We start from the raw sequence: 20,794 nt of genomic DNA on the forward strand, positions 1-20,794 counted from the left end.
AGTATCTAGAATCCATATCTATTAGTCATCATCCATTTCTTTCGGAATTTTCCAAAAAATCAACATGGTAATAATGTTAATTGAGCCCATTAAAATTAAGGTCCATTGGAAGGCCTGTTGCATTTGTGCAGTACCAAGATAAGCGGTGAATACATTGACCAGTGTACCTGCAAGCGCTACACCAATACTCATAGATACCATCATAATCATCGAGAGAAAACTGTTACCACTACTAGCATCTTGTTGAGGCAAATCCTTTAAGGTTAGCGTATTCATAGAAACAAATTGCAGTGAGTTCAACATACCAAAAATGAAGAAATGTAATGTTCTTAGCCATAAAGGTGTTTCGGCTGAGGTGAGGGCAAAACTTGCAATACATAAGCCAATAAGGCAGGTATTGACTAATAACACCCGACGATACCCAAATCGTTGAATAATTTGGCGAATGATCGGTTTTGATGCCAGTGAACCCAATACCGTTGGAATCATAAGTAAACCGGTAATAAATGGTTCAAAACCAAAAGCAACTTGTAGCATTAAGGGGATAAGAAAAGGCATCGCATTGCCGCCTAAGCGGGCAAAAAAGTTGCCTACAATACCAATCGCGAAAATTTGATTTTTGAATAGTTTCCCACGAAATAGAGCATTTTGGTGGGTATGGGCATGCACCATGTACCAAGCACTTGCAGATAAACCAAACACAATAAGAACAATACTCCACCATAGTGGAAGATAGGGGCTAGCAAAATTTTCAATCCCTAAACTTAAGCCAACCATCGCGATGACTAATAACAAGAAGCCAAAAAAATCAAATTTAGCAACATGGGTCTCGGTCACATTTGGCATGGCTTTAAATGTGAGAAAAACTCCAATGAGTCCAATAGGAATATTAATTAAGAAAATCCACTCCCAAGTCACGTACTCCACTAGCCATCCGCCAAGAGTAGGACCGATTAAGGGGCCAATCAGACCTGCAAGACTCATCAGAGACATGGCTGCAAGGAATTGGGTTCTAGGAATGATTTTCAACATTGCAAGACGCCCAACTGGCAGCAGTAAAGCACCTCCAATCCCTTGAATCACTCGGAAAAATAAAAGCTCATTTAAATTAGAAGAAAATGCACATCCGAGCGATGCCAAAGTGAAAATGATAATTGCAGAAAAATAAACATTTCGGACACCAAATCGGTCAGCCAGCCAACCACTGAGTGGAATACAGGCTGCGACTGACAATACATAAGCCACCACGACACTATGCATGTGTAGAGGATCTTCATTGAGGTGATGAGCGATTGCAGGAATCGCAGTATTGATGATAGTTGTGTCTAGACCTTGCATAAAAAAGCCGATCGAAACCAAAAACACCAATAATCTAAACTCAGGCTGTAAGGGTTGGTGTGCTGTGCTGCTCATCTTGTAGGATCATATTAGTAAGTTAATATTTTAAAACAGTTTCTCAGTATCACTTGTGGTTTATTTACGAAGGATTTGCAACAAAATTGCAATCTAATGGTCACAGCATTGTCATCGCATGGTCATAGAGTTGTTGCCAACAACATCATAAGAAGATTAAAAAAATGAAGCTAAAGTCTAACGCACTTGTGATCGCAATGTGTGCATTGGGGCTAGGGGCATGTAATGATGACACTAACAATATCACATCAGTACCAAATATTACGCCTGAATCGATTGAACTCAACTATCTCAGTCGTACAGAAAGTCGTGGTTTTGCGGTCAGCGCAGCAGAGATACCTGCCTATGATGCACAAAGCCAAAGATTGTTTGTTGTAAACGCAAAAGAAGGCGTGGTTGATATTTTTGATTATCGCCAACCTCAGCAACCTAAATGGATTGGCTCTTTAGATGCTAAATCTTATTTAACAGACTCAGAAGTAAATAGTGTTGCTGTAAAAAATGGAATTGTTGCCTTGGCTGTACAAGCCAAAGATAAAACAGATCCAGGAATCGTGGCACTTTTTAATGCCAATGATTCGAGCTTTATTGCCCAAGTTCCAGTGGGTTCTCTACCCGATATGCTGACCTTTAGTACAGATGGTAAAACCTTATTGGTGGCGAATGAAGGAGAGCCATCTCATGATTATGCGATTGATCCCGAAGGTTCGATTTCAATCATTGATCTCTCAAATTTGAACAAACCAGTTGCAAAAACAGCTGACTTCAAAGCCTTTAATAGTCAAGCTCAACTATTACGTGATCAAGGTGTGCGAATTTATGGTCCAAATGCAACAGTAGCGCAAAATTTTGAACCTGAATACATCACACTCAGCGCAGATGGCAAAATTGCATGGATCGCATTACAGGAAAATAATGCCTTAGCTAAGGTGGATGTTTTAAATGCCAAAGTCATGGCTGTTTATCCGCTCGGTTTTAAAGATCATGGCTTACAAGGTCATGGTTTAGATGTCAGTGATGCCGATGGTGAAAATGGTCTTGCGAAGATCAATATTCAAACTTGGCAGCATGTTCGTGGCTTATATATGCCAGATGCGATCTCAAGTTACGAAGTCAATGGTAAAACGTATATTGTCACTGCCAATGAAGGGGATGCTCGTGCTTGGGGTGAAGATGATCCTGAATATTGGGGAGAGAGATTGAAGGATAATCCGAATGCTCAAGGTAATATTAAAAAGGGTTTTGTTGAAGAATGGCGTGCGAAGCATCTATTCCATAAAGATGGTTTCGACAGACGGCAAGGTGAAGATCTGCCACCACAATTAAGAGCACTGGCGAAAGGTGCTGAATTGAATCCTCTGCATTTTGCATATTGTGGAGCGATCGATGGCGATACTAAAGGATGCCGTGAAGACAAGATGCTTGGTCGTTTGAATATCACTTGGACTGAAGGTTATCAAAAGAATACTGATGGCACACCTAAACTCAATGCTCGAGGCAATTTAGTTTACGATCATTTATATAGCTTCGGGGCACGATCTGTCAGTATTTGGACAGAAAATGATGCTCAAACAGGATTAGAGCTGGTTTGGGATTCGGGTGATGATTTTGAACAATATATTGCTCAGCACCATCCTGAGATCTTTAATGCAAACCATGAAGAAGCAGGGTTCGATAATCGTAGTGACAATAAGGGACCAGAGCCAGAAGGCGTGGTGATCGGTCAAATCGGCCAGAAAACTTATGCATTTATTGGTTTAGAACGAGTTGGAGGCGTGATGGTATATGACATCTCCAATCCTGCCCAACCCCAATTTGTGCAATATATTCATTCGCGAAAACTTGATGCAACCACTGCCGATATCGAGGAAGGTCAGGCAGGAGACTTAGGTCCTGAAGGATTAACCTTTGTTTCCGCAAAAGAATCTCCAACGGGTACGCCTTTACTGATTGTAGGGAATGAAGTCAGTGGTACTACAGCAACGTATCAAATCACGTTGAAATAGAGCCTGATCGTGTAGATGTATGATAAAAGAGCCATATGGCTCTTTTATTTTTTACCCGTCATGCGTAATGCTTTAAAGTCTTGTCGAATTTAGACCACGAATTGTTCAGGGCATTTCATGTTTGCGATGGCATTGATGATTTGATGTGAATGCTCGCATACGATGATTTTTGCCCGATGTTGAGCAGGTAGAAAACCTTCTTCTACTGCATGATCGAGTTGTGCAATCAAGGCATTATAGAATCCATTGACGTTATAAATAATCATTGGTTTTTGGTGTTGATTTAACTGTCCCCAAGTTGCGATTTCTAAGATTTCTTCAAATGTACCTAAACCTCCCGGGAGCGCAACAAAAGCACTAGCACGTTCAGCCATCATGGCTTTGCGTTCATGCATTGTTCTTACCACGTGAAGTTCTGTTAACTGATTATGGGCAACCTCGTAATCAAGCATAAATTCAGGAATAACACCAACAACTTCACCATTGTTTTCAATGACTGTATCTGCGACTTGTCCCATTAATCCGATACTTGCACCGCCATATACGATGCCAAATCCTTGCCTTGCAATTTTTTCAGCCAAAGCAATGGCTTTTTGTTGGTAAATAGGATTATTGCCAAAACGAGAACCACAATAAAGTGCAATAAGGCATTGAGTTGCTTTTGATTTAACTGATGTATCGGTCTCTAAGGTGTTATTAAGAACGCTTGTATTCATATTTATTTACTCACCTTTTTTAAATGAACTTCATCATGCAGTTTAATCTAAGCAAGAAAGGTGACAACTGTATAGATAAATAAGAATTTTTTGAAATATTTTGTAGTTTCATTCCAAAATGATTGATAAAGCCAATCTCGATTCACCGAAAAAATAGTGAATTGCACTAAAATCTTTTCTATACTGAAAATCTGTTCGGCAACCAATACATCAATATGAGTAGTGATCGACATCGCTCAATAGAACAAAATATTATTTATTTTCTAAATTTAAATACTGCATTTATAACTTTGCCTCATCACTTTGGTTTAAATGAATCCCATCTTCCTGAAACGTGGGAGTGTAACTCATGATTTTTGAATGGATGTCTGATCCTTCCGCATGGGTGGGACTCTTAACTTTAATTATTTTAGAAATTGTTCTCGGGATTGATAATCTCGTCTTTATCGCGATTTTGGCGGAAAAACTGCCGCCTGAGCAACGCAATAAAGCCAGAATTTTAGGCTTAACGCTCGCGCTTGGCATGCGCCTAATCCTTTTGGCGTCAATCGCTTGGATTATCACGTTAACGAATCCATTATTCCATATCTTTGATCATCCGTTTTCAGCCCGAGATCTTATTTTGATTTTTGGTGGTATTTTCTTGTTAATGAAGGGAACTTTAGAACTACATGAACGTCTAGAAAGTAAAGTTCATGTTAAAGAAGAAAATCCTGTTCATGCTGCATTTTGGATGGTCATTGTACAGATCGTGGTATTGGATGCAGTGTTCTCACTCGACAGTGTGATTACAGCAGTCGGTATGGTCAAAGATCTTTCGGTCATGATGATCGCCGTAATTATTGCGATAGGAATCATGCTATGGGCCTCTAAAGCCCTCATGGACTTTGTGAATAAGCATCCAACTGTGGTGATTCTGTGTCTATGTTTCTTGATGATGATCGGTTTCTCATTGGTTGTCGAAGGCCTAGGCTTCCACATTCCGAAGGGTTATCTATACGCTGCAATTGGTTTCTCTGTCCTGATTGAGTTTTTAAATCAATTGATGCGCCGTAACCAAGAAAAAACGGTGACAACGACTGATTTACGTTTCAAAACAGCTTCTGCCGTCATTCGTATGCTGGGTGGTAAGTCAAAAACGGCAGATGCTCAATCGGCAAATACGGATGATGTTTTGGCTACCCAAGCGTTGGTAGAGGAAATGTTCTCGGATGAGAATGCGGTATACCAAAGCGTGATGTTGCAAGGAGTATTAGGTTTATCTGAGCGACCAGTCAAATCATTAATGACCCCACGTCCAGAACTCGAATGGATCGATTTAGATGACGATCCTGAAAGTATTAAACATCAAGTGCTTTCTATGAAACATTCACGTTTGATCGTTGCACATGGCGAGCTAGACAATATTGCTGGGGTGGTGCTCACGCATAACGTTTTGAATGACTATATTGAATCAGGCGATTTTAATTTCGAAAAACACATTCGAGAGCCTGTCATTGTCCATGAAAGCGCTCAAGTCTTAATGGTGATGGATCAATTGCGTCAGGCACCCTTACAAATGGCGATTGTGCTCAATGAATATGGTTCCATTGAGGGTATTGCAACACCGATTGATATTTTAGAAGCGATTGCGGGTGAATTCCCGAACGAAAATGAAATAGAAACTGCAGTTGAAAGCTTAGAGGATGGTTCACTCATGCTCGAGGGTTCAACTGATATTCGTCATATTTCATTATTGCTTGATCGTGATTTAGTTGATGAGTCAGAACAGTATTCTACGCTGTCTGGTTATATCTTATTCCATTTAGGACATTTACCTGAAAATGGAGAAACCTTTGAAGCAGAAGGGTATCTATTTGAGGTGGTTACAATGGATGGTCATAAAATCGAAAAAGTACATATTGTACCCATCGTAAAACAAGACCCATCAGAATGATTTAAACTCAGTTAAAATAGCATCTCATTAGGTGCTATTTTTTTTGGAATATTGATGTCCGAACTCAATTGTCCTTGCGGGCATGGAATTTATACACACTGTTGTGAACCTTTACATCGTGGTCAGCGTGTTGCAGAAAGTGCTGAACAGCTCATGCGTTCTCGCTATAGTGCATTCGCTAAACATGAAATCGACTATATTGTGAGTACCACAGCATCAGGTCAGCAAAGTCATTTAGACATTGCTGCCATTCGGGATTGGGCGATTAGCAATCAGTGGTTAAAATTAGAGGTTATTCAGCATTTACCTCGTCTGGATAAAACCCATGCTCAAGTTGAATTCAAAGCACATTACCAACATGTCGATCAGGTACATGTCCATCATGAAACCTCAAATTTCGTATTCATCAATAGACAGTGGTATTTTTTAGACCCAACGACAGATCAAACTGTGACGATGAAGCAGCCTTGTATTTGTGGATCAGGAAAAAAATTTAAGCAATGTTGTGCGCGATTTCTCTAGAATTAATTTTTAATTAACTTAGAATATTGCGCATTAAAAACCCTCATTTGGAAGTAGGGCAATGTTACTCACCGTTATTTATATTATTGCGATTACTGCGGAAGCGATGACAGGCGCCTTGTCTGCAGGTCGACGAAGTATGGATTGGTTTGGTGTCATTATTATTGCCTGTGTGACTGCTTTGGGCGGAGGATCAGTTCGTGATGTTTTGCTAGGGCACTATCCTTTAACTTGGGTGAAACATCCTGAATATCTAGTACTTACATGTTGTGCAGCATTATTTACGATTTTTATCGCAAAATGGATGCGACATCTACGTTCGGTATTCTTACTTCTAGATGCCTTAGGTCTGATAGGTTTTACCATTATTGGTTGTCAAATTGCGATTCAAATGGAACAGGGTTTCGTGGTTTGTGCAGTGGCAGGTGTATTGACAGGCGTTTCAGGGGGTATTTTACGAGATATCTTATGTAACGATGTGCCTTTAGTCTTCCGTCGCGAACTTTATGCCAGTATTTCTTTTGTTGCGGTCATTTTCTATTGGGGCTGTATCGAAGTCGGTTTTTCACAAGATATCACCATTATTTCTACTCTTGTTTTTGGTTTCACATTGCGTTGTATCGCAATTTACTTTGGCCTTGAAATGCCAAAATTTATTTATAAAGATGATGATGAACAGTCGGCGTCATCAAAAGATGTAAATTAAACTTTTTACACTCATCTTTCAAAATGGCCGATAATGTGATCGGTCATTTTTATATGGTTCTTTAGAAAATAAAAAAAAGCAGTGTTGAGAAAACAGCGATTGTCATTGGTTGTATTTAAATCACTCCTCACAGAGAGCATGCTATGGATTTAATCTCACGAATACAGCGTTTACCTATTGGTAAATTTCACTACACCTTGTTGTGGGTGATTGGATTAGGCTGGATGTTTGATGCAATGGATACTGGACTAATTTCCTTTATCTTGGCGAAGATGGCTGAAGACTGGCAAATGACGCCTGCTGAAAAAGGTTGGGTTGTATCCATCGGCTTTGTGGGAATGGCGATAGGTGCAGTATTCTCTGGTGGACTGGCGGATCGAATCGGACGTAAAGCAGTATTTGCTACGACATTGGTCATCTATAGTATAGCAACAGCTCTTTGTGCTTTCGCACCAAATTTAACATGGTTATTAATCTTTAGATTTATTGTAGGTTTAGGCTTAGGCGGACAGTTACCAGTTGCCGTGACTTTAGTGAGTGAATACATTCCAGCCCATGTTCGTGGTCGCTTTATTGTGTTACTTGAAAGCTTCTGGGGGCTAGGATGGTTATGTGCTGCACTGGTTTCTTATTTTGTCATCCCTAAATTTGACTGGCATGTTGCATTTTTATTGGGTGGTTTGCCTGCACTTTATGTCTTCGTCATTCTAAAAAAAGTTCCGGAATCTGTTCCTTACTTGATCAATCGAGGTCGTATTAATGAAGCGCACGCGATTGTGCAAAAAATCGAGCGACAGTGTGGTGTCGAAGTCATCGAAAAAATTGAAGTGAAACCAGTTTCAACACATTCAAATGTCAGTTTTGGTCAGTTATGGTCAAGCGGTTTCGCTAAGCGCAGTTTAATGCTGTGGTTAATTTGGTTTGGGATTGTTTATTCGTATTACGGTATTTTCACGTGGTTACCAAGTCTTTTAGTCAAAGAGGGATATACCGTTGTGCAGTCTTTTGAATATGTTCTCGGGATGATTTTAGCACAATTGCCAGGTTATATTGTCGCGGCATGGCTCGTCGAAAAGTTAGGGCGTAAAGCGACGCTTTCAGGCTTTATTGCAATGTGTGCAATATCAGCATATTTCTTTGGGCAAGCTGATACCGTAGCGATGATCATGTTCTGGGGATGCTTGATGTCATTCTTTAATCTTGGTGCATGGGGCGTTTTATATACCTACACGCCTGAACAATATCCTGCAAATATTCGTGCTTTCGGATCAGGATGGGCAGCAGCAATTGGGCGTATTGGTGGGATTGTTGCACCTTTAGTGGTTACCCATATGATGGTGGCTTCAAATGGATTTAGCCAAGTATTTATGATGTTTACCGCTGTATTATTGGCAGTTGCAGCCGTGATCTTGGTGCTCGGTGAGGAAACCAAAGGTAAGACACTTGAGTCTATGGGGATGTAAATCTGTGAAAAAAGAGGAGCTAAGATCCTCTTTTTTAGACCCATTTTTGACGTGCTTTAGTTAAGTCAAAATGTAATGTGTTCGACACTTGGTGAAGATTGAATTTTTCTTTATCTTCAGGGAGTTGAATTAAAATAGGCAAAGCTGATACCCCATTGTCGCCATTGACAAAAGCATAGTGACGCTCAGTCTGATTAATTGAAATCAAACTTTCAAACTCAAGGTACACCGTCGTTTCATCATGTTTTTTGGGCACTTTCACGAGATCTAAATATGCAATTCGTCGATTATTAATTCCAGCCAATTTAAGCGCTTCAAGATCCGATTTTAACTTTTCAGTTTTATCAAACATTTTTTGAAAGAATCCTTTGTTTGATTGGCTTTCGAGTTCTCTTTTTTTCTGATTGAAAGCAATTTGATTGACTTTATGTTGGTCTAGAGCATCGGCAATAATTGTTTTAACTTGCTCAATCGCTGCTTGAGATTTGCTGTGACTTGCCGCATAAGACTCTGCATCTAAACTCACAAAAATAGTATGTCGTCTTTTTTCCATCAATTTTAAATAGGATAAAATTTTATATTCGAAAATTTGAGCTTGAGTATTGAAGGCGATAATGGGTTCACTTGAAAAGTCTTTATAAAAACTCGCAATATCAGAGAACAGACGATGCATACTGATAAAACAATAATCAAACTCATCAGGGTGACGAATTGAATGACGCAGTGCATATTGAAAAGGTTGCAATATCTCAAGAGTTAAAGCTTTTTCGAAATCTAAAAGGCGCTCGTTAATGACTTGTTCGACTGAAAATCCAGAGGCATCGAGCGGTTTTTTGAGTAACGGTAATAAAAGATCAAAATTGACGTTATGAAATTTTTCCATCAGATCCAAAATAGGAGTCGTGATCTGTCGTTGAATCGTAATAATTCGACTGACTTGCCATTTAAATTGTTCTAAATAACTTGGATCATTTAAACGTTTCTTATCCAACACCACGCCATTTAGGTAAACTCGATCTTCAAGACCTAGCTTTTCTTCCATTAAAAAGCGGCGGATAGAATATGGGTTCTGTCTAAAGTCATGAATGGTCGCGACCAGATATAAATACTGACTGCTTTCAATGACATCAAAATCACGAATTTTTTGTTCTTGAATAATAAAGTCTTGGAATAATGGATGGCTAATTTGCTTCAGTTGTCTCGGGAGGATGGTTTTGAACCAATAGCCTAAAATTTGATGTTTAATATGAACTTCAAGAATAAAAGTACGAATTTCTTCAGCTGTTAAATGTCGGCAATTATCAGGAACATTTAAGTCGAGTGTTTTGATGATATTTGCAGCATCATATAAAAAAGTTTTTCGTAGGAGTTGTTTGTCTCTAAGAAAACTTTGATCTTCTTCTGTTTCAATACGATCAATTTGATTTTGTACAGTTTCTAAGTAATCGGCGATTTTAATTACGTCTTGATATGATTTAAGCGTTTCTAAAGTGGCTGCGATCTTTTCAGCCAAAGTTCGCATTTTCGGTGAGATTAAATGACTGCTTAAATCCTGAAGACCAACAATGCCCTTAAAAGTGAATGATTGTCGATGTTGATCCCAGTAAATATTCTTCGCAGTCAGGAATTGTTCCTGGATCAGACCTTGTATTGGTGCGGGAACACTATTAAAAATATTTTTTAAACGCGTTTGCCAATGAACATCTAGATTAGGGTCAATTTGAAATAATTTTGAGCGAAGATCATAAGGAATGTAATTATGCATGTTTGTTCCGTTCATACGATGAGCGTATGTAAAAGCATTTGTTATAAAGTTGTGTTTTGATTATTGTATATTCAATAAAATTAATTGGATACAAGAAAAAAGTCCAGTTTAAAATGAAATAAAACCAACTGGCCTTTTTTTTGTTATTTTATCTTTACAAAGTGTCCAACCTTGCTTGTTCTTCGCAGTTTGGGAGACTAGCATACACCCTTAAACTATTCATTCATTAGGATTTCACGATTCAATGACAAGCCTTGCGCACCAAGCGACAGAGAATCGTTCTGTAGCAGAATTTACAGAACAAGCTTACCTAAACTACGCGATGTACGTGATTATGGATCGTGCATTGCCTCATATTAGTGACGGATTAAAACCTGTACAACGCCGTATCGTATATGCGATGAGCGAGCTTGGTCTAAAGCATAGTGGTAAACCCAAAAAATCAGCACGTACAGTTGGTGATGTTTTAGGTAAATATCATCCGCATGGTGATTCTGCTTGTTATGAAGCAATGGTCTTAATGGCACAGCCATTTAGTTATCGTTATCCATTTATTGAAGGGCAGGGCAACTGGGGATCACCAGATGATCCAAAGTCGTTTGCTGCAATGCGATATACCGAGGCCAAACTATCACAATATAGTGAAGTCCTGCTCTCTGAGTTAGGTCAAGGAACTGTAGACTGGCAAGATAACTTTGATGGTTCATTAAAAGAGCCTGTAAATTTACCAGCACGCGTACCGAATATTCTTTTAAATGGTACGACGGGAATTGCGGTGGGAATGGCAACAGATATTCCACCACACAATTTACGGGAAGTTGTTAAGGGTACAATTGCACTGATTCGTAACCCGAATTTGTCTGATGAAAAAGTTGCTGAATATATTCCTGGTCCAGACTTACCGACTCAAGCAGAAATTATTACACCTGCTGATGAATTACTGAAATTACAAAGCACTGGGCGCGGCAGTTATCGCATGCGTGCGGTATATTCGGTTGAAAAAAATGAAATTGTCATCAGTGAATTACCATATCAGGTTTCTGGCTCTAAAATTATCAGCCAAATTGCTGATCAAATGCAGGCAAAAAAATTACCGTTGGTAAGTGATGTACGAGATGAATCAGATCATCAATGTCCAACACGTTTGGTAATTGTCTTGCGTTCAAATCGTATCGATGCAGATGCGGTCATGAGCCATTTATTTGCTACGACCGATCTCGAGTCGAGCTACCGCGTCAATATGAATATGATTGGTGCTGATGGTCGTCCACAAGTAAAATCTATCCGTCGTATTTTGTTGGAATGGATTGAAATTCGTAAAACGACTGTGACGAGACGTTTGCAATACCATTTGAATAAAATTGAAAAACGTCTACATATTCTGGCTGGGCTTTTAATTGCGTATTTAGATATTGATACGGTAATTCGCATTATTCGTGAGGAAGATCATCCGAAAGAAGTCTTAATGTCACATTTCGGTATTGATGAAATTCAAGCCGAAGCCATTCTAGAGCTTAAATTACGTCATTTGGCGCGTCTCGAAGAAATGGAAATTCGCCGTGAACAAGAAGAGCTTGAAGCTCGAGCAGCCGTGATTCGAGAGCAATTGGCGAATCCTGAATCTTTAAAAAATCTGATCATTTCAGAATTAAAAGAAGATGCGAAAAAGTTTGGTGATGATCGTCGATCTCCAATTGTTCAGCGTGAAGAAGCGACCGCGATTAGTGAACAAGATTTGATGCCAGCTGATCCTGTCACTGTCATTTTATCGGAAGCGGGTTGGATTCGTTGTGCGAAAGGACATGAGATCGATCTAGATAAAGTCAATTTCCGTGCAGGAGATCAATATTTAAGTCATGCACAAGGTAAATCTAATCAAAAAGTGTATGTATTAGATCAATCTGGTCGAAGTTACGCATTACCAATTACAGGATTACCTTCAGCGCGCGGCTTAGGTGAACCATTAAGCTCGAAATTATCGCCAGCAAATGGAGTAAATTTCCAACAAATTCTGATTGCTGAAGATGAGGTGGAAATATTAGCGATCAGCTCCAAAGGATATGGTTTTAAAACACAAGCGAAACAATTGGACACCAATGCTAAAGCGGGTAAAGCGTTTTTAACGCTTGCAGATGATGCAAGCGCAATGCCATTGCAACAAATTGATGGTACACATATCGCTGTACTCAGCAGTTCTGGACGATTATTACTGACAGAGCTGACAGAATTACCAATGCTCAATAAAGGAAAAGGTAATAAATTGATGCAGTTGGATGCAAAGGACCGCATTGTGTCTATGACAACACTTAACTTGGATGATGTGCTTCAGGTCGTTGCTGGACAACAACAATTGAAATTAAAAGGTGATGATCTGCTGAAATACATCGGTAAACGTGCTTCAAAAGGGCAGGTATTACCACGAGGTTATCAAAAAGCAAATAAACTCTTCATTCAAAGATAAAGCTAGCATCTAGTCGACAAAATACGTTATATATGAAATGTATTTATGGCTATGGATGCTTTATTGAGCAATAAATTAAATAAGATGCTCAATACATTATCGAAAATAAGAGTTTAAAACCAAGTATTACTAATTGGAGAATATGGCATTATGGAAAAGATTTGGTTCGCTGAATACCAAAAAACTGGAATTCCACAAACAGTAGAATTACCACCAGAAAATACCTCTCTTGTTGATATTTTTGAGAGAAACTTCCAGAAATTTGGTTCGCGTGATGCTTTTATCTTTATGGATAAAACATTAACGTTCAATGAACTTGATACGGCGAGCCGTCAATTTGCAGCCTATCTTCAAAGCCTTGGTTTAGCAAAAGGTTCTCGCGTAGCGGTCATGATGCCAAACGTACTGCAATATCCAGTGGTGGCACTTGGTGTATTCCGTGCGGGCTTAGTCCTTGTCAACGTGAACCCACTTTACACAGCTCGTGAACTTGAGCATCAACTGAATGACTCAGGCACTGAAGCGCTTGTGATTATTGAAAACTTCGCTTCTGTTTATCAATCAATTCTTGGTAAAACGCCAGTTAAGCATGTGATCGTGGCGACAGTAGGTGATATGTTAGGTACCTTAAAAGGTACACTCGTGAATTTTGTTTTACGTAAAGTGCGTAAGCAAATTCCAGCTTGGAGTATCCCAGGACATGTGAAATTCACGACTGCGATGTCTAAAGGCAGTTCTGCAAATTATAAGCGCCCAGCAACAACGTTGAGCGACACTGCTGTATTGCAATATACAGGTGGTACAACAGGCGTATCAAAAGGTGCGGAATTAACACATCGCAACCTTGTTGCAAACTTAATGCAAGCAGATGGTATTTTCCAATCTAAATTTGGTGCTCAAGATGGTGCGAGCGACGATCGCATTTTCTGTGCATTACCGCTATATCATATCTTTGCATTCATGGTTTGTGCACTTTATGGTATGTACAAGGGTCAAGCAAACGTATTGATTCCTAACCCTCGTGATCTCCCTGCAGTCATTAAAGAGCTACGCAAATATCAGCCTGGTTTCTTCCCAGCAGTGAATACTTTATTCAACGCACTCGTTCATAATGAAGAATTCAAACAACTTGACCATAGCAAATTAAAAATGGCGATGGGTGGTGGTATGGCTGTATTGCCTTCAACTGCTGCAGCTTGGAAAAAAATCACAGGTACAAATATTATTGAAGGCTATGGTCTTTCTGAAACTTCACCTATTGCAACGGCAAACCCACCGGCATCTGAAGAGTTTAGCGGTACGATTGGTATCCCATTACCTTTAACGGATGTCGCTGTCTTGGATGACGATGGCAATGAAGTTCCACAAGGTGAGCAAGGTGAGATTTCAATCCGTGGTCCTCAAGTCATGAAAGGCTATTGGAACCGACCAGATGAAACAGCTAAGGTGATGACCGCAGATGGTTTCTTCCGTACTGGTGATATCGGTATCATGGATGCTCGTGGTTACTTCAAGATTGTTGATCGTAAGAAAGATATGATCTTGGTATCAGGCTTTAACGTATACCCATCTGAAATCGAGGAAGTGATTGCAACACATCCTAAAGTACTCGAGGTTGCAGCGATTGGTGTAGCTGATGAAAAATCAGGTGAAGTGCCTAAGCTGTTTGTTGTGAAGAAAGATCCATCATTAACAACAGAAGAAGTATTAGCTTTTGCGAAAGAAAACTTAACAGGATATAAGCGTCCTCGTTATGTTGAATTCATGGATGAATTGCCAAAATCGAATGTCGGTAAAATCCTTCGTAAAGATTTACGCAAATAATTCAAATTCAGAAAAGCGCCGTAAGGCGCTTTTTTTAATTTATTCTTTCATTAGCCAACGGTCGATATAAGGTCGCGCTGTTGCAATAATAAATGTGAATGTCAGCATTGTACCTAAATGACGTCCTACAGCAGAACTCGGTAACTGTCCTGAATAACTGAAGTAAATATCAACTAAGCTATATACTGAAATAATGCTCAGCCAGATCCATTTATTTGCTCGTTTAATCCCTACCGCGATAAAGGCGATGATGAGAACCAGTAATGTGCCGAGAGTCGATTGCCAATTCATATTGGCACAAATTACGCTGATCAAGAAAGCCATAATCGGAAGAACGATATAAAGCACACGATCGACACGTTTTTGATGTTGCTTTTGTAACTCGAGAACATCAAATAACTTTTTTTGGTCAGAATTGGTCATGCCATTACTCAGAATTTTAATAAACAAAATAATTTAACTAAAATTATCGCACAAACATCATGCTAAGATAAAACCAGCTTAAATCATTGGACTGAAATCCATGCACGGTATTGAAGGTGTTATTTACCTTATTTTAATTGCTTGTTTACTCCCTTATTTATTTACAGTCATTGCTAAAATTGCAGGTGGTTTCAAAGGGCAGGATAATCAAAATCCGCGTGAATTCATGTCTAAAACCACAGGCTTAGCGGCTCGAGCAAATGCAGCTCAGCAAAATAGCTTTGAAAGTTTGCCATTATTTATTGCGGCAGTTTTGATGGCTGAGTATATGGTTGTTCAACAGCAATTGGTGATTTTATTAGGTTCGGCATATATCGTCTTACGAATCATCTATGGGATTTGTTATTTATGTAATTGGGCGACTCTTAGATCAATTGTTTGGTTCTTATCAATGCTTTGTCCGATCTTATTGCTTTTATTAATTATTCGATTGCTCTAAGAAAAACAGACTAACACCATACCTAAAATACATCTTCAGCTTGTATAATCGAATGATGATTGCTGAATAAAGCGTTATAATCAACCCCATTTTAATGAACACTGACAGTAAAGAGTTTGCTATGAGCTACAGTAATATCCCTGCAGGTAAAGATGCACCAAACGATATCTATGTAATTATCGAAATCCCTGCAAATGCAGCACCAATTAAGTATGAAATTGATAAAGATTCAGATGCACTTTTCGTAGATCGTTTCATGGGTACTGCAATGTTCTACCCAGCAAACTACGGTTATGTACCAAATACATTATCTCTTGATGGTGATCCATTAGACGTATTAGTTGTTACACCACATCCTGTAGAACCAGGTTCGGTTATCCGTTGTCGTCCAGTGGGTAAATTAAATATGGAAGATGATGGTGGTGTTGATGCGAAACTTGTCGCTGTACCACACGATAAATTAACGCCAATCTATAAAGATGTTCAAGAATATACTGACCTTCCTCCTTTATTGATTAGCCAAATTGAACATTTCTTCCAACACTACAAAGACTTAGAGCCAGGTAAGTGGGTCAAGTTAAGTGGTTGGGAAGGTGCAGATGTTGCTAAACAAGAAGTGTTAAGCTCAATTGCTGCTTATGCTGAAGCAAACAAATAATTTGCCTGATGTATAAATAAAGCTACAAACTTTGATCTTTTAGCTTTTATAAAAAACCTGCACAAAGTGCAGGTTTTTTTATTGATCTTTTTAGTTGAAAATTAGAATAATTTCACGGGAATGTCTAACCAAATACGCCATTCGTTGGTCGAACCAATTGCATTACTCACGTAATTGCCAGAAGCGTTGTTGTACGTATCACTACCACGTAAATAAGAGTGGCGTAATCTTAAGCTTGCATCTTTAAGATATCCAGTTTGGATGGTGTATTTGATCTGGTTGAAGAATTCATGCTCTTCTGCTTGATCAACAATTATCGAAGGAGTGTTTTTTTCAGCAACATCAATATCCCAACCATAAACAAATGCAGTCGTCCAATTTAAGCCTGCTAAGCCGTGATTTTTGAAGTTGTAGTTGTATTGAAGACCAACAGATTTCTCATCATTACCATTAAAGTCAGATAAATATGAGTTTGGTACATAAATACTTTGTAAACCATCTGAGTTATAAGCATAGTCATAACCTGTATTTCCAGCATTGTCTTGATACGAGATCATCACATTGTGAACATCTTTACTATAACTTGCTGAAACACCCCAGATAGAGTTGCTTAAATCTTGGAAGTCAATACGTGGGTCAGATGAACCTGCACCTTGTTTCCAATCAGTGTGATAACCAGAAAAATCTAAACTTAAAGATGCATCATTTTTTAAACCATGTGTATAGTTCACATTGGCATAATGACGATCTAATTTGTCTTTGACATCTAAGCCATAGTATGAAGAATTTAGTTGATCATTAAATTTATATTTAGCACCCCAATAGACTGCACGATCTAAATTTTGCTCATCAGTACTAATATCATTAGACCATTGATTTTTAGTAAATTTTCCTGCATACAAACTTAAGTTATCTATTTCGTTACTGATAATAGAAAGACCAGTAAAATACTCAGGTGTTAAACGGGCTGTGTTACTTGCGATCACAGGGATTTCTGAAATTTGTGTACCATAAGTAATGGTTGTATTTGAAACTCGTGCTTTAACAAAGCCACCACCACGAACCCAGTGATCATAGGCATTGCCATTATCATCTACAGGGATCATTTGGTTAGCTGTATTGTTATTTGCGCCTAATTTAAATGAGGCATCACCGATAATACCAGCACCAAAGCCGACAATGCCCTCAGTAAAACCTGTTTCTAATTTTACTATTGCTGTTTGAGCGGTAGAACTTGAATCGTTTGTTAAACCATCTTTTTTGTCACGATTTAAAAAACCAGTACGGAATAAAACCGAACCTTCCGCGTCAGCGACTAGGCCCTTTGATTCACTTTGCTCACTCGCAAATGCAGTAGAAATTAAAGCAGTTTGAATAAGAACTGCTAAGCTTAGTTTTTGGAATTTTTGCATTGGGAGAGAGCCTCATACAAAATGATTATGGTTAATGTTTAGTATTTGTATACGTAATGTATAACAAAATTGGCTCTATTATTCACAATTTCGCACCTAAAGTCATAAGCAAAAAGTATATAAATTGAACTAAGTTGTGAATTATTAAAGATTAAAAGTATTATAAAATTAAATTTAACTATTAATAACATATATTTATTTTTAACCTGATATTCTTTTTTTTATTTAATATAGTCAATCTGGCACGTTTTTTTTTGTAACATCAGAAGTAAATAAGGATGAATAAAGGATTTTAAATAAGAATGATATTTATTCAGTTCATTTTCATTTAATTTTAATGTGATTAAGACATCATTTTCTTTTAGTGTTGCACTAATTTGATACTCCAACTTTAAAGTTGATTAAAAAATAGCCTTAAAATGAGGCAGGTTGTAAATGAATGTGTGATCTAAAAAGATATGTATTTAACTCAAGGGGATCATCACAAAAAATTTCTTTGAATATTTTTAAAAATAAGAAATTTAAATAAATATATTAATAAAATCATTACTTTAAATTATTTTATCTCGTTGTTTTAATTCCTTTGTATCTAGACACCTTTAACTTTGGCATAGCTATTGCTAATTCACATATGAGTTCAACAAATAAACCGAAAAAGCATCTAATCATGATGTGGGGGGAACATAAATATGAAATTAGCAATTCAAGCATTGGGTCTAGCAGTTGTAGCATCTGCATCAACATTTTCTTTTGCTGAGGCACCAACTTCACCGCATTCTGTATCGGGTAATATCAGTGTTTTATCAAGTTATATATTGCGTGGTAATACGGCAGCTCCTGAAAATACTGAAGCTACATTACAAGGTGGATTAGACTATAGCCATAGTTCTGGATTGTACGCAGGGTGGTGGACATCTACGTTAGGTACAGATGCTTACGGTACTACCAATCCAATGGAAAATAATTTTTATGTGGGTTACAACGGTTCAATCAATGAAAACACTGGTTTTACTGTAGGTACAACTTATTACTATTATTATGACGTTGAAACGTCAGTTTATGATGGCTTTGAATTATTACTTGGTCTGAATTACAAAGATGTTGGAGTAACTGCTCAAACTTTGTTGGAAGATACAGGTTGGGGGAACGCTGGAGACACATATTTAAAAGCTACATATAGTTATCCTCTACCAAACGATTTTAGCTTGGACACAGCTTTGGGTTTATATGTTTATGAAAAAGACGGTAAGTATGTTGCAGAAACACCAGAGTCAGAAAGTTTTAATTTCCGTCACTTTGATATTGGTCTAAGTAAAGCTTTAGGGGAAACAGGTGTCACAGCAAGCATGAATTATATTATTGGTGGTGATGATCGTTATGGAAACAATTTAAAGAATAAAATGGTATTAGCATTGGGTTATAGCTTCTAAACTCAACTCAAATAAAAAAAGCGACTCAACTGAGTCGCTTTTTTTATTCCTGTTTACGATAAGAGAGTGCTTCGGTTAAGTGAGCTGTTTGTATATGTTCAGAACTCGCTAAGTCAGCAATTGTACGAGCGACACGTAAGATTCGGTGGTAAGAACGTGCTGATAAATTCAAACGTTGCTGAGCCATAGCGATAATCTTTTTTGCAGAATCATCTAGTTGAGCCACTTGATCAAGCTGTTGAGAACTTAGATTTTGATTTGTCACACCTTGTCGTTGAATTTGCAACTCATAGGCCTGAATCACCCGTTTTCTGACTGTTTCAGAATTCTCCATCGGTGTAGTGCTTTGCATGTCTTGGGGAGGTAAAGGTGGCACATCAATATGTAAGTCAATCCGATCTAGTAAAGGGCCAGAAATTCGATTTTGATAGCGCTTAATTGATTCAGGTGAACATTGACAACGACTGTCTTGATTGAAGGCATATCCACATGGACATGGATTCATTGCAGCGACAAATTGAAAATTAGCCGGGAAAGTAATTTGTCTTGATGCTCTGGAAATGACGATTTCTTTCGACTCAAGAGGCTGCCTCAATACTTCTAAGACTTTTCGGTCAAACTCAGGTAATTCATCGAGAAAAAGTACACCTAAATGGGCTAAGGTGATCTCACCTGGTCGAGGGTGTGATCCACCACCAACCAAGGCCACAGCGGATGCCGTATGATGTGGCGCTCTAAAGGGGCGATGACCAAATTGATAAGGTGTATTTGCAATGGAGTAAATACTTGCGACCTCTAAGTGTTCTTGATTGGTTAATGGGGGCAAGATGCCAGACAATCTTGAGGCAAGCAGTGTTTTACCAGTGCCTGGCGGGCCTTTAAATAAAATAGAATGTCCACCAGCTGCTGCAATTTCTAAGGCGCGTCTTGGACGTAATTGACCTTTGACATCAGCGAGATCAAATCGATTTATTTGAGGTTGGATCGTTTTATTCGCTAATATGGGTTGAATTGGACTCGATTGATCAAAGTGTTGGCAAACATCTTTTAATGACTTGGCTGTATACACCTCAAAATTGGGAAGAAGGGCTGCATCATCCAAATTACTCACAGGAATCATTAACTCATGACCTGCGGTTTGACATGCCATTGCGATAGTCAAAGTTCCAGTTACAGGTCTTAACAGACCATCGAGTGCCAATTCACCTATAAATTCAAAACGGTCAATATTTTGATCATGTAGTTGCCCAGAAGCGATTAAAATCCCCAAAGCAATAGGTAAATCAAGCCTTGAACTATCTTTGGGTAAATCAGCTGGGGCTAGATTGATCGTCAGCCGTTTGGTTGGAAATTGAAAACCGCTATTAATGATTGCAGAACGGACACGATCCTTACTTTCTCGAACAGCAGCTTCTGGAAGACCTACAATAGTGAGTGAAGGTAATCCTTGGCTGACATGAACCTCGACTTCAATCAGTGGTGCATGTAAACCAAGAAGACCTCGGGTATAAATTTTGGCAAATGACATAAAATTGAACCATTATTATATTATTTTTAGAA

16 protein-coding genes are annotated in these 20,794 nt (G+C 38.5%); 10 read left to right on the top strand and 6 right to left on the bottom strand.

Features of this window, described 5'->3' with window-relative positions; translation table 11 throughout:
• Positions 1 to 21: 21 nt before the first annotated feature.
• Positions 22 to 1,413, bottom strand: coding sequence for a multidrug transporter subunit MdtD (gene mdtD / locus AC1M9F_RS07250; RefSeq protein WP_481597434.1), 1,392 nt, complete (start codon positions 1,411 to 1,413; stop codon positions 22 to 24).
• A 164-nt stretch (positions 1,414 to 1,577) separates the two neighbouring features.
• Here mdtD and AC1M9F_RS07255 point away from each other — a divergent pair, with 164 nt between their 5' ends.
• Complete coding sequence (locus tag AC1M9F_RS07255; RefSeq protein ID WP_481597435.1) at positions 1,578 to 3,419, top strand: choice-of-anchor I family protein; 1,842 nt, start codon at positions 1,578 to 1,580, stop codon at positions 3,417 to 3,419.
• An 89-nt stretch (positions 3,420 to 3,508) separates the two neighbouring features.
• On the opposite strand, the gene AC1M9F_RS07260 is transcribed toward AC1M9F_RS07255, so the two are convergent.
• The gene (locus AC1M9F_RS07260; RefSeq protein ID WP_481591504.1) at positions 3,509 to 4,135 is read right to left on the bottom strand and encodes an LOG family protein; all 627 of its coding nucleotides are present in this window, start codon (positions 4,133 to 4,135) and stop codon (positions 3,509 to 3,511) included.
• 349 nt (positions 4,136 to 4,484) lie between these two features.
• Between AC1M9F_RS07260 and AC1M9F_RS07265 the strand changes: the two genes are divergently transcribed.
• The 4 genes from AC1M9F_RS07265 (at position 4,485) to niaP (ending at position 8,762) form a co-directional block, all read left to right on the top strand.
• The gene (locus AC1M9F_RS07265; RefSeq protein ID WP_035268121.1) at positions 4,485 to 6,071 is read left to right on the top strand and encodes a TerC family protein; all 1,587 of its coding nucleotides are present in this window, start codon (positions 4,485 to 4,487) and stop codon (positions 6,069 to 6,071) included.
• A 54-nt stretch (positions 6,072 to 6,125) separates the two neighbouring features.
• Complete coding sequence (locus AC1M9F_RS07270; protein WP_481597436.1) at positions 6,126 to 6,593, top strand: YchJ family protein; 468 nt, start codon at positions 6,126 to 6,128, stop codon at positions 6,591 to 6,593.
• Between the two features lie 61 nt (positions 6,594 to 6,654).
• Positions 6,655 to 7,299: a trimeric intracellular cation channel family protein gene (locus tag AC1M9F_RS07275; RefSeq protein ID WP_035268119.1), complete on the top strand. Its 645-nt coding sequence runs from the start codon at positions 6,655 to 6,657 to the stop codon at positions 7,297 to 7,299.
• 143 nt (positions 7,300 to 7,442) lie between these two features.
• Positions 7,443 to 8,762 carry a niacin transporter NiaP gene (gene niaP / locus AC1M9F_RS07280; protein ID WP_481597437.1) on the top strand — a complete coding sequence of 440 codons (1,320 nt, stop codon included), beginning with the start codon at positions 7,443 to 7,445 and terminating at the stop codon, positions 8,760 to 8,762.
• Positions 8,763 to 8,796: 34 nt separating this feature from the next.
• Here niaP and AC1M9F_RS07285 read toward each other — a convergent pair whose 3' ends face one another.
• Positions 8,797 to 10,527: a hypothetical protein gene (locus tag AC1M9F_RS07285; RefSeq protein ID WP_481597438.1), complete on the bottom strand. Its 1,731-nt coding sequence runs from the start codon at positions 10,525 to 10,527 to the stop codon at positions 8,797 to 8,799.
• A 244-nt stretch (positions 10,528 to 10,771) separates the two neighbouring features.
• On the opposite strand from AC1M9F_RS07285, the gene parC reads away from it, so the two are divergent.
• On the top strand, positions 10,772 to 12,988 hold the full coding sequence (gene parC, locus AC1M9F_RS07290; RefSeq protein WP_481597439.1) for a DNA topoisomerase IV subunit A: 2,217 nt from the start codon (positions 10,772 to 10,774) through the stop codon (positions 12,986 to 12,988).
• 150 nt (positions 12,989 to 13,138) lie between these two features.
• Entirely contained in the window at positions 13,139 to 14,812 is a 1,674-nt protein-coding gene (locus AC1M9F_RS07295; RefSeq protein WP_179998903.1) for a long-chain-fatty-acid--CoA ligase, read from the top strand.
• 39 nt (positions 14,813 to 14,851) lie between these two features.
• On the opposite strand, the gene AC1M9F_RS07300 is transcribed toward AC1M9F_RS07295, so the two are convergent.
• Complete coding sequence (locus AC1M9F_RS07300; protein ID WP_035268065.1) at positions 14,852 to 15,235, bottom strand: hypothetical protein; 384 nt, start codon at positions 15,233 to 15,235, stop codon at positions 14,852 to 14,854.
• Positions 15,236 to 15,335: 100 nt separating this feature from the next.
• On the opposite strand from AC1M9F_RS07300, the gene AC1M9F_RS07305 reads away from it, so the two are divergent.
• Together AC1M9F_RS07305 and ppa are read left to right on the top strand one after the other, a co-directional pair.
• Positions 15,336 to 15,734 carry an MAPEG family protein gene (locus AC1M9F_RS07305; protein ID WP_035268067.1) on the top strand — a complete coding sequence of 133 codons (399 nt, stop codon included), beginning with the start codon at positions 15,336 to 15,338 and terminating at the stop codon, positions 15,732 to 15,734.
• A 121-nt stretch (positions 15,735 to 15,855) separates the two neighbouring features.
• Positions 15,856 to 16,392: an inorganic diphosphatase gene (gene ppa, locus AC1M9F_RS07310; protein WP_005233448.1), complete on the top strand. Its 537-nt coding sequence runs from the start codon at positions 15,856 to 15,858 to the stop codon at positions 16,390 to 16,392.
• 101 nt (positions 16,393 to 16,493) lie between these two features.
• Here the strand turns inward: ppa and AC1M9F_RS07315 are convergent, their stop codons facing one another.
• A complete protein-coding gene (locus tag AC1M9F_RS07315; protein WP_481597440.1) occupies positions 16,494 to 17,804 on the bottom strand; it encodes an OprD family outer membrane porin in 1,311 nt (436 codons plus the stop codon).
• A 689-nt stretch (positions 17,805 to 18,493) separates the two neighbouring features.
• Between AC1M9F_RS07315 and AC1M9F_RS07320 the strand changes: the two genes are divergently transcribed.
• Positions 18,494 to 19,234, top strand: coding sequence for a TorF family putative porin (locus AC1M9F_RS07320; RefSeq protein ID WP_481596094.1), 741 nt, complete (start codon positions 18,494 to 18,496; stop codon positions 19,232 to 19,234).
• 43 nt (positions 19,235 to 19,277) lie between these two features.
• Here AC1M9F_RS07320 and AC1M9F_RS07325 read toward each other — a convergent pair whose 3' ends face one another.
• Positions 19,278 to 20,762, bottom strand: a complete 1,485-nt coding sequence (locus AC1M9F_RS07325; protein ID WP_092767363.1) for a YifB family Mg chelatase-like AAA ATPase — start codon at positions 20,760 to 20,762, stop codon at positions 19,278 to 19,280.
• Positions 20,763 to 20,794: the final 32 nt, after the last annotated feature.

The organism is Acinetobacter sp. ANC_7504, from assembly GCF_056779995.1.